We start from the raw sequence: 11275 nt of genomic DNA on the forward strand, positions 1-11275 counted from the left end.
GCTGAACGCTTCTACTCTCGCGCCCGGTGCATGCAAACGGCGGGCCAGCACAAATCACCGAAGTGGTGCGCAGCGATGGGCACGCTTCATGCAACGCAGGCCGGCGAGTAGAAGCGTTCAGCACGGCGGGACCCGCCGTCGCCCGGAAATTGCTCAGTTCCCCACCGCCCTCTTTTCGGAGCCACCGCCATGCAACGCCGCCACTTCCTCGCCGCCACCCTCGCCAGTTCCGTCGCCCTGCCCGCCGCGCGGGCGCAGGGCCTCACGCCGATCAAGTTCACGCTGGACTTCCGCGTGACCAGCCAGACGGCGCCGTTCTTCCTGGCGCTCTCCAAGGGCTACTACAAGGATGAAGGGCTGGCCGTCAGCATCGACGTGGGCGCGGGCTCCGTCGCCTCGATCACGCGCGTGGCCAGCGGGGCCTACGACCTGGGCCTGGGCGACATCAGCTCGCTCGTCGAATTCCATGCGGCCAACCCCGACACGCCGGTGCAGGCCATCTACCAGTACTACAACCGCGCGCCCTTCGTCATCATCGGCCGCAAGGACCGCGGCATCACCGGCGACTTCCAGTCGCTCAAGGGCAAGAAGGTCGCCGCTGCCGCGGTGGAGGCCACGCGCCGCTGCTGGCCCATGGCGGCACGCGCGCTCGGCACCTCGCCCGACCTGTTCGCATGGGTGACCACCGATTTCAGCGCGCGCGACAACGTCATGGTGCGCGGCGACGTGGACGCGGCCACCTACTTTCACGACTCCGCCGTGTCGCTGTTCGCGCGCATGCCCGAGAAGGACCTGTCGGTGCTCGGCTTCGGGCAGACCGGCCTGCAGCTCTACGGCAACGCGCTGCTCGCCGGCAAGCTGCTGCAGGAGCGCCCCGAAGCCGCGCGCGCCTTCGTGCGCGCCACGCACCGCGCGCTGCGCGAGACGCTGGCTCGGCCCGATGCGGCGCTGGACGCGGTGAAGGCCCGCGAGGTCATCCTCCACGCCGAGACCGAGCGCGCCCGCTGGGCCATCACGCGCCAGTACCTGCTCACCCCCGAGGTGCAGGCCCACGGCCTGGGTGGCGTGCAGGCAGCGGTGCTCGCCCGGCAGGTGGACGAGGTCGCCACCGTCTTCGCGCTGCCGCGCAAGCCCGCGCCCGAGCGCATCTTCAATCCTGCCTTCCTGCCGGCAGACCGCAAGGTGGCCGCATGACAGGGCGCGATGCACTGCCGCAGGAAGCGTCCCTGTCCGAACGTGACGGCCGCTACCTGCGCCACGCCATCGGGCTCGCCACCCGCTCGCGCGAACGCGGCAGCCCCCGGCCCTTCGGCGCCGTCATCGTCGGCCCGCAAGGCGAGGTGCTGGCCGAGGCCAGCAACGCCAACTGGGAGACGGGCGACTGCACCGCGCATGCCGAGGTCTCGGCCATCCGCATCGCCAGCCCGAAGCACCCGCGCGAGGAATTGGCGCAGGCCACGCTGTACTCGTCGGCCGAGCCCTGCGTGATGTGCGCGGGCGCGATCTTCTGGGCCAACATCGGCCGCGTGGTCTTCGGCATCGACGCCGAGCGGCTGCGCGTGTTCCGCGGCGAGCGACAGGACCAGCGCGACGCGGAGCTGTCGTGCCGCGACGTGTTCCGCGCCTCGCCCCATGCCATCGAGTGCGTCGGCCCGGCGCTGATCGAGGAGGCCTCGGCCTCGCACGCGGGCGCGTGGAAGACCTGACGGAATATTAATGAAATCGGCCTCCAGCGCTTGCTCATCAAGCGCTGGCAGCTATCGAAAAAGAAGCATCAGCCCCGCGCGCGGCGCTCGCTCGCCAGCGCCCAGGCGAACATGCCCAGCCCGCCCAGGCCCAGCAGCGCGCCCACCCACGCGGTGGAAGTCCAGCCCAGTCCGGCGGCGATCGCCAGTCCGCCGAGCCACGCGCCCAGCGCATTGGCCGCGTTGAAGGCCGAGTGGTTGAGCGCGGCGGCCAGCGTCTGCGCATCGCCCGCCACGTCCATCAGCCGGATCTGCAAGGCCGGGCCGATGGCCACCAGCGTGCCCAGCGCGAAGGTGGCCATCGCGGCCGCCAGCGGGTGGTGTGCGGCGGGCACGAACAGCACCATCACCACGATCGACCACGCGAGCAGCTTGCCGACCGTAGGCATGAGCGCCTTGTCCGCCATGCGCGAACCCACGAGGTTGCCCGCCACCATGCCCAGCCCGAACAGCGAGAGCGCCAGCGGCACCACCGCCTGCGGCATGCCCGCCACCTCGATCAGCGTGGGCTTGATGTAGCTGAACACCGAGAACATGCCGCCGAAGCCGATGGCGCCGACGCCCAGCGTGAACCACACCTGTTTGCGCGCCAGCGCCCCCAGCTCGCGCAGCGGGCTCGCGCCACGCGTCGCGGGCATGGCCGGCACCCAGCGGTGCACCATCACCACGGCCGCCACGGCGATGGCGCCCACGAAGGCGAATGCCGCGCGCCAGCCGAAATGCTCGCCCAGCGTGGCCGCGATGGGCACACCCACCAGCGTGGCGCTGGTCAGCCCCAGCATCACCCAGCCCACGGCCCGCGCGCGCTGGTGGGGCCGCGCCAGCGCCGCCGCCACCAGCGCCGCCACGCCGAAATACGTGCCGTGCGGCAGCCCGCTCACCAGCCGCAGCGCGGTCAGCGAACCGAAGCCCGGCGCCAGCGCCGAGGCGAAGTTGCCCAGCGCATAGACGGCCATCAGCGCCATCAGCAGCGCCCGCCGCCCCCAGTGCGCGGCAAGCACCGCCAGCACCGGCGCGCCCACCACCACGCCCAGTGCATAGGCGCTGATGAGGTGGCCGGCCTGCGGAATGCTCACGCCCATGTCGCGCGCCACCTCGGGCAGCAGGCCCATGATGACAAACTCGCCCGTGCCGATGGAAAAGCCGCCCAGGCCCATGGCGAGCACGGCGCGCACGAGCGTGCGCTCGTTGGTCGCGGAGGCATCGGCGGGAGACAGGACGGGAGAGGAAACGGACATTGGAACGGCGGGAGAGAATTAAGGGTTAACCCTTGGAAGCGCGCGACCTTAGCACGCACCGCCCACCCGCGCAGGCGCACGGGAATCCGCTACGCTGGCGGCCCTTCCCTTGAAGAACAAGAGACATGACCACCTCCCCCACGCACGGCATCGCCGCCACCGTCCAGGTGCTGGCCTTCGACGTCTTCGGCACCGTCGTGGACTGGCATGGCAGCATCGTGCGCGAGATGCAGGCGCTGCATCCCGAAGTGGATGCCGACGCCTTCGCCCTCGCCTGGCGCGCGGGCTACCAGCCCGCCATGCAGCGCGTGCGCAGCGGCGAGCTGGGCTGGACGCGCATCGACGAACTGCACCGGCTGATCCTCGACGGGATCCTGCCGCGCTTCGGCCTCGCGCATCTGGACGAGGCCGCGCGCCGGCACCTCAACCGCGTGTGGCATCGGCTGGATGCATGGCCCGACAGCGTGGAGGGGCTGACGCTGCTCAAGCGCCGCTTCACCATCACGCCGCTGTCCAACGGCAACATCGGCCTACTCACGAACATGGCCAAGCGCGCCAGCCTGCCCTGGGACTGCGTGCTGAGCGCCGAGGTCTTCCGCGCCTACAAGCCCGATCCGGCCACCTACCTGGGTGTAGCGCAGGTGTTCGACCTGCGGCCCGAGCAGGTGATGCTGGTGGCCGCGCACCACGACGACCTGGAGGCCGCCCGCGCCTGCGGGCTGCGCACGGCGTACATCGAGCGGCCGCTGGAGTTCGGCGCGGGGCACGTCAAGGACGTGACGCCCCGTGCCGGCAACGACCTGCATGCCGCCAGCCTGGTGGCACTGGCGCAGCAGCTATCGGCCGGCTGACGCCAGCGCGCGGCCGCGCCGCCACTCCAGGCAGCCGATGCCCACGCCGCTGGCGCAGATGATGGCGATGCCCAGCCACGTCAGCGCGTCCGGGAAGTGCCCCCACACCAGCCAGCCCACGGCGGACGCGCTGATGATCTGCAGATACACGAACGGCGCCAGCATGGACGCGCCCGCATTGCGGTAGGCGCCGATCTGCAGCAGGTGGCCCAGCGCGCCCGAGACGCCCGTAGAGACCAGCAGCACCCATTGCGCCGGTCCCAGCGCCTTGAGCACGGGCAGCGCCTGCGGCAGATACCAGGGCAGCGCCAGCGTCAGGCACACGGTGCCGACTGCGCCGCTCCAGACGATGGAAGTGAACGGATCGTCCGCCGCCACGCGGCGCGTGGCGATGTACTGCGCCGCCATGCAGCAGGCCGTGAGCAGGCCCAGTGCCACGCCCAGCGGATGCAGCCCGCCGCCCGGCCGCACGATGACCAGCACTCCGGCAAAGGCCACGCCGCATGCCACCCAGCGCGACAGGCGCGGCGGCTCGCGCAGCAGCCAGGGCGCCAGCGCCAGCACGATCATCGGCGCGAGGAAGTTGATGGCCGTGGCCTCTGCCTGCGGCAGGTAGCGCAGCGCGCTGAAGAACATCAGCGTGGCCATCAGCATGGCCACGCCGCGCAGCACCTGCTCGCGCGGGCGTTTGCTGCGCAGCACACCCGGCCCGCGCAGGGGCAGCACCAGCGCCAGCACCAGCAGCAGGTGGACCGCGTAGCGCACCCAGGACAGCACCAGCAGCGGCAGCCCCGCCGCCATCAGCCACTTGCCGGTGGCGTCCAGGCAGGACAGGGTCCACATGGCCAGGATCAGCAGGACGATGCCGGCCCATGGGTGAGAGGGAGGAGAAGAAGCGACCGGCACGGGACTGCGCGAAAGAAGCAAAGGAAAAGGGCTGGCGCCTTGATGGCGCCAGCCCTTGGCAGGCACTGAGTATGCGCGAGGCGCGCGTTTACTGCTTGACGGCCTCGATCTGCGCCACGATGCGCACGTTCTTCGGGAAGCCGTACTGCACGCCGTAGTCCAGGCCGAACAGGGTGCGGTCGATGGTGGTCTCGAAGTCGCCGCCGCAGACTTCGCGCTTGAGCATGGGGCTGTCGTAGCAGGCGAACTGGTTGGCCTTGAAGGTGACGGGGTGGGTCTGGCCCTTGAGCGTCAGGCTGCCGGCCACGGAGGCCAGCTTGTCGCCGTCGAACGTGAACTTGTCGCCCACGAAGCGGGCCGTGGGGTGCTTGGCAGCGTCGAAGATGTCGGCGCTCTGCAGGTGCTTGTCGAAGGGCGGCGTGCCGGTGTTGATGGAGTTGATCTGGAAGGTGATGTCCACCTTGCCGGTCTTGGCGGCCTTGTCGAGCTGGACGGTGCCTTCCTTCTTGTCGAAGCGGCCACGGTTCACGCTGGCGCCGAAGTGGCTGATCTCGAACGTGGCGAAGGTGTGGGTCGGGTCCACGGCATAGGTAGCGGTTTCAGCCCGCGCGGCGCCCATGGCCATGGTGGCGGCCACAGCGGCCAGTGCGATGAAGGAAGTGCGCATGTCGGAATCTCCTAATGAAAAGGGTGGGGGAAGGAAAACGTCACAGCTTGCCCACGCCCGTGAGCGCGAGCTTGAACTTGACCTGCACCTCGTCGGCGACCATGGACGTGTCCGCCCACTCGTTCTCGCCGATCTTGAAGGCCAGGCGCTTGATGGCGAAGGCGCCGGTGGCCGTGGTCAGCGCGCCGCTCTGCGTGAGGGTGACCGGCACCACCACGTCCTGCGCCGCGCCCTTGATGCTGAGCTTGCCGGCCACTTCGTACTTGCCGGCCCCCACGGCCTTGATGGCGGTGGATCGGAAGGTCGCCTGCGGGAACTTGGGCACGTTGAACCAGGTGGGCTTGGGCAGTTCGGCATCGGTTTCCTTGACGCCCAGCGTGGCGCTGCCGGTATCCACCGTGAACGCCACCGAGCTCGACGCCGGCTTGGCGGGGTCGAAAGCCAGTTGCGCATCGAACTTCGTGAACTTGCCCTCCACCGGCACGCCCATCTGCTTGCTCACGAAGGCGATTTCGCTCTGCCCGGGCACGAGTTTCTGCTGCGCCCAGGCGGGCGCGCCCGCCAGTACGGCGGCACAGCCCAGCGCCAGGCAAGTCAGGGGGGTCGAAAACTTCATGGAACGCTCCATCGAAAAGAAAAGGAAAAGGCTCACCCGCGCCCGGGCCACATGCGCCCGATCAGGCCGTCGCGGTCGATGAACTGGTGCTTGAGCGCCGCCGCCACGTGGAGCAGCACCAGCACCGCCAGGGCATAGGCGAAAACGGCATGCCAGGGCTTGATGGCCTCGGCCAGCTCCTTGTTCACCGGCACGAAATCGGGCAGCTGCACCAGCCCCAGGAAGACGATAGGAAAGCCCGCCGCCGAGCTATAGGCCCAGCCCACCAGCGGCACGATCAGGAACAGCGCGTACAGCGCATGGTGCGTGCCGTGGTGCGCCACCTGCTGCCAGCGCGGCATGGCTGCCTGCACCGCGGCGGGCAGCGCCGGCGGGCGGTGCGTCAGGCGCCACAGCAGGCGCACGGCCGACAGCGCCAGGATCGCCACGCCCGCCCACTTGTGCCAGTTGTAGAGCTTGAGCCGCTGCGGGGAGAACGGCAGCCCCGTCATGTACCAGCCCACGCACAGCGCCGCCACGATGGCGGCGCCCAGCACCCAGTGCAAGGCCATGGCGGTGGCGCCGTAGCGGGACGTTGAAGCGGTCATGGGGCGTGCGGTATGAGACATGGATGTTTGCTGCGCCGCAACATGCGACGCGACCTGAGCAGTCTAGAGCCGCATCCATGCGCGAAGTTTCAATGGAATTGACGCGAAGGTTCAAATTTTTTGACCCTCCACCGTTTCTGCCGCACGCCACCGCTGCGCGGAATCTGCTACAAACCGTGACATACCCTCCCACTGCCTACGCCATGACATCCCCCCACAACGCCGTCGTGTACGGCACCGAAGACGTGCTGATCAGCCTGTGCAATTCCGTGACCCGCGTGCTGTCGGTCGCGACGCAGGGCACAGTGCACTACTCCGGCATGGTGCAGCGCATCACCAAGACCTGCCTGAAGCCGGACATCGGCTGCTTCGTTCTCTTCGACGGGGGCTTCTCGGGCCTGGTCATCATCAACTTCTCGGCCCAGGCCGCGATGGAGATCTACCAGAGCTACCTTCTGAGCATGGGCATGGCGCAGCAGGACCTGGCCACGTCGTTCACCTCCGACGAAGTGGCCAACGTGATGGGTGAACTCATGAACCAGGTGGTCGGCGACTTCACCGGCAAGGTGCGCCGCGAGCTGCAGACCCACATCACGCAGAACCAGCCCAAGATGCTGGTGCTGAACCAGGAAGTCGTGCTGAGCGTGGACGCCAACCTCGACCAACCCGAGGCACGCCGCGTGACCTTCTACACCGGCAACCACAACATCTTCTACCTGGAGATGGCGATCGACCACACCGAGTTCATCAAGCTCTACGACTTCGAGCCCCAGGAAGTGCCCGACCCCGACGCGCTGATGGCCCAGGCCGCCCCGGCGCCCGCCGCGCCGCCTGCATCCGCAGCCGATGCGGATACCGAAGCGCTGCTCAAGTCCCTGGGCATGTAACGCCCTCAGCTCCTGTATTGATAGCTGCTTGCGCTTTCCTATCAAGCGCCTGCGGCTCTTTTCACTAAAAAATCTCCCCCTGCGTCCTACGGCATGAGAGCGTGCAGGCCGACGACGGTGCCGAGCACAGCGCCTAGGCTGAACGCATGTCCATCCACACCCAGGAGGTCCCGACATGCCCCGCAACGCCTGGAGCGCCAAGCGCGAGCGCCAATACGAGCACATCAAGAGCAGCCTGCAGCAACGCGGCACCAAGAAAGACACCGCAGAGGAAATCGCCGCGCGCACCGTAAACAAGGAGCGTGCCCAGCACGGCGAGGCTGCAAAGGCCAATCCCAAGACCCTGCGCGACACGCCCGCCCCCGTGCGCGGAGGCCAGCGGTCCCACCAGGGCGCGCAAGGCCGCACGCGCGAACAGCTTTACGAAGACGCGCGCCGCAAGGGGATTGCCGGGCGCTCCAAGATGAACAAGGCCCAGTTGGCGGAGGCCCTGAAGCGCTGACTTCTGGGGGTAGAAAAGTATTGCAGGGACGGCACTAGAATACGCCCCTCCCTGGAGACTTGGGTGAGTGGTTTAAACCAGCAGTCTTGAAAACTGCCGACGGGCAACCGTCCGTGAGTTCGAATCTCACAGTCTCCGCCACCACCCGTCCACGTCCTGGCGCCGCTCATCCTCGCGGCCCACACAAATATGCATGCCCCGCCTAGCCTGTGAGGCATGCAACCATCAAGTGCTCACCAGCTTCCAGGGCCGCGCCTCCTGACAGCCGCGCGCGGCAAGTTCGGCGTGCGTGGCTTTACCGCCATCGAGCTGATGGTGACGGTCGCCATCCTGGCGGTTCTCATGGCCTTGGCGGCCCCCAGCTTTACTCCCCTCATCGAGCGCTGGCGCGTAAGGCAGGCCGTGGAGGGGCTGCAGTCCACGCTGTATTACGCACGCTCTGAAGCCATCAAGCGGGGCGGCAACGTCATCGTCCGCAAGCTGCCCAACAACACCAACGGCTGCACCACCGCCGGCAACGCCAACAGCTGGGACTGCGGCTGGCAGGTTCTGTCGTGCACCAGCATCACCGGTAGCAGCACATGCAATGGCTCCGCCGTGCTGCAGCGTTTCGATGCGCCCGCCAAAGTGCATGTCACCCGCCACAGCGGTGGTCAAAACATCGTGCTCAACCGGTGGGGGCTGGTGGCAGGCACCTACGTGGGCTTCAACCTCGTTCCGCTGGACCAGTCCACCAGCCATCCCGCCGCGCGCGGGCTGTGCATGAGTTCCGGCGGGCGTATCCGCGTCATTCCTTCCGAGGAGATTCCGTGCAGCAGTTGAACCGCAGTCCACGCCAGCGCGGCATCACGCTGATCGAGTCGCTGGTCGCCATCGTCGTCGCCGCCCTCGGCATCCTGGGTGTCGTAGGCGTGCAGATGCGCACCTTGAGTGACACGCAAACCACCGTTCGCCGGGCGCAGGCCATCCGCCTGATCGAAGACCTGAGCGAACGTCTCAAGGTGCACCCCAATGCTCTCAACGCCGTCAATCCGACTAGCGGCGCCGCTAGCTACGTTGGCGATACCTGGGCCTCCGCTCTGACAGAGCCTGGCACCAAGTGCGACGCCGCCAAGTGCACCCCCGCCCAGCTCGCCGCCTACGACCTGTGGGCCTGGCGCAAGCTGGTACGCGACACCCTGCCCGCAGGCGATGGCGCAGTCTTCCTCACCGAAGGTGAAGATGGCGCCACTGGCAACCAGCGCCAGCTCGGCGTCATGCTCCGATGGCGCGAAAACGAGCGCGGCATTGCCAACGACGACGACAAGAAGAAATACAAAGAGAACATCGACGCCACCCAGGCGCAAAAGTCCGACGGCACCTTCACCAGCGGCACCGGCAAGGCCGCCCTCGACAACGGCTGCGGCGCAGCAGGCTTCACCTGCCACCTGCAATACATCCCGATCAGCGCTCGCTGCGCCCCCGACTTCTGGGGCGGTCAAACCTGGCACTTCTGCGCAGGCGCTTGACCCCGGCGCGCCCCACATCACCCGCGATACACCGGCATGGCACACCTCACCCGCCCTTTTCCCCGCCGCCAGCGTGGCGTCACGCTCATCGAATTGTTGGTCGGCGTCATGATCGGGCTGCTCACCGTGGCCGTCGCCATGGGCGCGCTCATGGTTTCGCGCGGCATCAGCGGCACCGTCAGCGACGCCAGCGAAATACAGCAGCAAGGCGCCTATGCGATGCGTGTCATTGGCCAGCAAATGCGCCAAGCGGGCTCCCTGCGCCTGGACCTTTTCCCCGCCGCCGCTCAGGCCGCCGCCGCCAGTGATGCCTTCGACCACCTGCTGCCAGTGGCGCTCGAAGCCCGCGCCACTGGTGCATCGGGAGACTGGGAACCATCCACCAGCACCATCGGCCTCAAGAACGATGGCCCCATCGTCGGCTTTGCCAAATACAACGAGCAAATCTCCACCAGCACCAAAACACCTCCCGAAGAACCGCAGGCATTCAACTGCCTGGGTAGTGCGGGGGCCGATGGGGACGTAGCTACATACAGCAACTTCTACCTGAAAGACGGCCAGCTTCGATGCGGTAATGGCACCGTTGGCAACGACCAGCCCATCGTGCGCAATGTCGCCGCATTTCAGGTGCGCTACCTGATGCAGGACATCACCACCACGCCTGGCATTCCCCAGGTCAACTCCGTCGCCTCTGCGCCTGCTGACCCTGCCAGTTGGCCCAAAGTGCAGGCCGTCGAAATCTGCCTGGAACTGTTCGGCAACGAAACCGTCGACCTGCCCGAAGGCAGCACCTACATGGGCTGTGCAGGCCCGGTCACCTACAGCACGCTCACCGGTGTCCGAGCCCGGCGCATACACCTCGCCTTCCGCAGCATCTTCCAGTTGCGGGGCCAAGGCCAGACCGGGGCCGTGCTCTAACCATCGACGGGAACAACGACCATGCCATCACGCAGGCCCCCTTCTCCGCAATCCCCGCACCAGCAACGCGGCATCGCCCTGTTCGTCGTGCTCGTCTTTGTGATGCTCTCCATGCTGCTGGCGCTGTGGGCCTCGCGCACCTCTCTGTTCAATGAAATGGTGGTGGGCAACGACGCCGATTACCAACGTGCCACCGAAGCCGCCCAGGCCCTGATGCAAGACGCCGAGCTGGATATACGCGGTGAACTCGCCAACGGCACCGTATGCACCGGCACAGCCCCAGTTTGCCGCCAGGGCAGCGACATTGCCAAGATCCCAGTGGAAGCCAAGGACATCGCCAGCCTGCTCGCCGAACTGGAAGCCATCAGCACTGGCCCTCGCTGCAAGAATGGCCTGTGCCTCAAGCGCACCGGCAATCAGGACTTCTGGAACGAAACCGACGCTAACACCGGGCTGGACGCCATGCGAGCCGTAGGCACACGCTATGGCACCTATACAGGCGCCCAAGTGGGCGCTGACGACGCACCTGCCAACCCCATTCTGCGCAACACCACGGCCGGCCAAGGCGGCTGGTACTGGATCGAAGTGCTGCCCTACACCCCCGACGCAGCCAACGCCAATCTCATTGCAGGCGGCAACGCCAACTATCTCGCAGTCAACGTCAATCCCAACGTGGTCTATCGCATTACTGCCATGGCCCAAGGCCGTAAGGACAGCACGCGAGTCGTGTTGCAGCAGACCTACGTGCGCCACAGGCTCAAAGACTGAATGCTATTAGAAATATAGCTTCTTGCGCTTGATACATAAGCGCAACAAGCTGATTTGATACGAACCCAACCCGGAGAACGTC

14 protein-coding genes and 1 tRNA gene are annotated in these 11275 nt (G+C 67.1%); 10 read left to right on the top strand and 5 right to left on the bottom strand.

Features of this window, described 5'->3' with window-relative positions; all coding sequences use genetic code 11:
* The first annotated feature begins 189 nt into the window (after positions 1-189).
* Together AVS7_RS19585 and AVS7_RS19590 are read left to right on the top strand one after the other, a co-directional pair.
* Positions 190-1194: an ABC transporter substrate-binding protein gene (locus tag AVS7_RS19585; RefSeq protein ID WP_020229757.1), complete on the top strand. Its 1005-nt coding sequence runs from the start codon at positions 190-192 to the stop codon at positions 1192-1194.
* On the top strand, positions 1191-1706 hold the full coding sequence (locus AVS7_RS19590; protein WP_020229758.1) for a nucleoside deaminase: 516 nt from the start codon (positions 1191-1193) through the stop codon (positions 1704-1706). The genes AVS7_RS19585 and AVS7_RS19590 overlap by 4 nt, the downstream gene beginning before the upstream one ends.
* A gap of 68 nt (positions 1707-1774) precedes the next feature.
* On the opposite strand, the gene AVS7_RS19595 is transcribed toward AVS7_RS19590, so the two are convergent.
* Positions 1775-2983: an MFS transporter gene (locus AVS7_RS19595; protein WP_020229759.1), complete on the bottom strand. Its 1209-nt coding sequence runs from the start codon at positions 2981-2983 to the stop codon at positions 1775-1777.
* Between the two features lie 125 nt (positions 2984-3108).
* Here AVS7_RS19595 and AVS7_RS19600 point away from each other — a divergent pair, with 125 nt between their 5' ends.
* The gene (locus AVS7_RS19600) at positions 3109-3834 is read left to right on the top strand and encodes a haloacid dehalogenase type II (protein WP_020229760.1); all 726 of its coding nucleotides are present in this window, start codon (positions 3109-3111) and stop codon (positions 3832-3834) included.
* Here the strand turns inward: AVS7_RS19600 and AVS7_RS19605 are convergent.
* From AVS7_RS19605 to AVS7_RS19620, 4 genes are all read right to left on the bottom strand, one after another.
* The gene (locus tag AVS7_RS19605) at positions 3820-4761 is read right to left on the bottom strand and encodes a DMT family transporter (protein ID WP_034691267.1); all 942 of its coding nucleotides are present in this window, start codon (positions 4759-4761) and stop codon (positions 3820-3822) included. The two genes, AVS7_RS19600 and AVS7_RS19605, sit on opposite strands and share 15 nt — an antisense overlap.
* Positions 4762-4828: 67 nt before the next feature.
* A complete protein-coding gene (locus tag AVS7_RS19610; RefSeq protein ID WP_020229762.1) occupies positions 4829-5407 on the bottom strand; it encodes a YceI family protein in 579 nt (192 codons plus the stop codon).
* 40 nt (positions 5408-5447) lie between these two features.
* Positions 5448-6023, bottom strand: coding sequence for a YceI family protein (locus AVS7_RS19615; RefSeq protein ID WP_020229763.1), 576 nt, complete (start codon positions 6021-6023; stop codon positions 5448-5450).
* Positions 6024-6055: 32 nt separating this feature from the next.
* Positions 6056-6610 carry a cytochrome b gene (locus AVS7_RS19620; RefSeq protein WP_020229764.1) on the bottom strand — a complete coding sequence of 185 codons (555 nt, stop codon included), beginning with the start codon at positions 6608-6610 and terminating at the stop codon, positions 6056-6058.
* Between the two features lie 203 nt (positions 6611-6813).
* Between AVS7_RS19620 and AVS7_RS19625 the strand changes: the two genes are divergently transcribed.
* The 7 genes from AVS7_RS19625 to AVS7_RS19655 all read left to right on the top strand — a co-directional run bounded on the left by AVS7_RS19625 (position 6814) and on the right by AVS7_RS19655 (position 11193).
* Positions 6814-7497, top strand: coding sequence for a DUF3334 family protein (locus AVS7_RS19625; protein ID WP_020229765.1), 684 nt, complete (start codon positions 6814-6816; stop codon positions 7495-7497).
* A 175-nt stretch (positions 7498-7672) separates the two neighbouring features.
* Positions 7673-7999, top strand: a complete 327-nt coding sequence (locus tag AVS7_RS19630; RefSeq protein WP_020229766.1) for a hypothetical protein — start codon at positions 7673-7675, stop codon at positions 7997-7999.
* A 53-nt stretch (positions 8000-8052) separates the two neighbouring features.
* Positions 8053-8140 (top strand) — tRNA-Ser (locus tag AVS7_RS19635).
* 171 nt (positions 8141-8311) lie between these two features.
* Complete coding sequence (locus tag AVS7_RS19640) at positions 8312-8821, top strand: GspH/FimT family pseudopilin (protein WP_034691269.1); 510 nt, start codon at positions 8312-8314, stop codon at positions 8819-8821.
* Positions 8809-9507, top strand: a complete 699-nt coding sequence (gene pilV, locus AVS7_RS19645; RefSeq protein WP_020229768.1) for a type IV pilus modification protein PilV — start codon at positions 8809-8811, stop codon at positions 9505-9507. Before AVS7_RS19640 ends, pilV begins: the two co-directional genes overlap by 13 nt.
* Before the next feature lie 36 nt (positions 9508-9543).
* On the top strand, positions 9544-10425 hold the full coding sequence (locus AVS7_RS19650) for a PilW family protein (protein WP_020229769.1): 882 nt from the start codon (positions 9544-9546) through the stop codon (positions 10423-10425).
* 21 nt (positions 10426-10446) lie between these two features.
* A complete protein-coding gene (locus tag AVS7_RS19655) occupies positions 10447-11193 on the top strand; it encodes a PilX N-terminal domain-containing pilus assembly protein (RefSeq protein ID WP_024001915.1) in 747 nt (248 codons plus the stop codon).
* Positions 11194-11275: the final 82 nt, after the last annotated feature.

Source organism: Acidovorax sp. MR-S7 (assembly GCF_000400995.2).
Taxonomy (GTDB): domain Bacteria; phylum Pseudomonadota; class Gammaproteobacteria; order Burkholderiales; family Burkholderiaceae_C; genus MR-S7.

Coding starts and splice junctions, on each gene's coding strand:
- AVS7_RS19640 (WP_034691269.1), top strand. CDS start 8,312: ATGGTGACGGTCGCCATCCTGGCGGTTCTCATGGCCTTGGCGGCCCCC.
- AVS7_RS19595 (WP_020229759.1), bottom strand. CDS start 2,983: ATGTCCGTTTCCTCTCCCGTCCTGTCTCCCGCCGATGCCTCCGCGACC.
- AVS7_RS19650 (WP_020229769.1), top strand. CDS start 9,544: ATGGCACACCTCACCCGCCCTTTTCCCCGCCGCCAGCGTGGCGTCACG.
- AVS7_RS19610 (WP_020229762.1), bottom strand. CDS start 5,407: ATGCGCACTTCCTTCATCGCACTGGCCGCTGTGGCCGCCACCATGGCC.
- AVS7_RS19590 (WP_020229758.1), top strand. CDS start 1,191: ATGACAGGGCGCGATGCACTGCCGCAGGAAGCGTCCCTGTCCGAACGT.
- AVS7_RS19630 (WP_020229766.1), top strand. CDS start 7,673: ATGCCCCGCAACGCCTGGAGCGCCAAGCGCGAGCGCCAATACGAGCAC.
- AVS7_RS19585 (WP_020229757.1), top strand. CDS start 190: ATGCAACGCCGCCACTTCCTCGCCGCCACCCTCGCCAGTTCCGTCGCC.
- AVS7_RS19615 (WP_020229763.1), bottom strand. CDS start 6,023: ATGAAGTTTTCGACCCCCCTGACTTGCCTGGCGCTGGGCTGTGCCGCC.
- AVS7_RS19625 (WP_020229765.1), top strand. CDS start 6,814: ATGACATCCCCCCACAACGCCGTCGTGTACGGCACCGAAGACGTGCTG.
- AVS7_RS19600 (WP_020229760.1), top strand. CDS start 3,109: ATGACCACCTCCCCCACGCACGGCATCGCCGCCACCGTCCAGGTGCTG.
- AVS7_RS19620 (WP_020229764.1), bottom strand. CDS start 6,610: ATGACCGCTTCAACGTCCCGCTACGGCGCCACCGCCATGGCCTTGCAC.
- AVS7_RS19655 (WP_024001915.1), top strand. CDS start 10,447: ATGCCATCACGCAGGCCCCCTTCTCCGCAATCCCCGCACCAGCAACGC.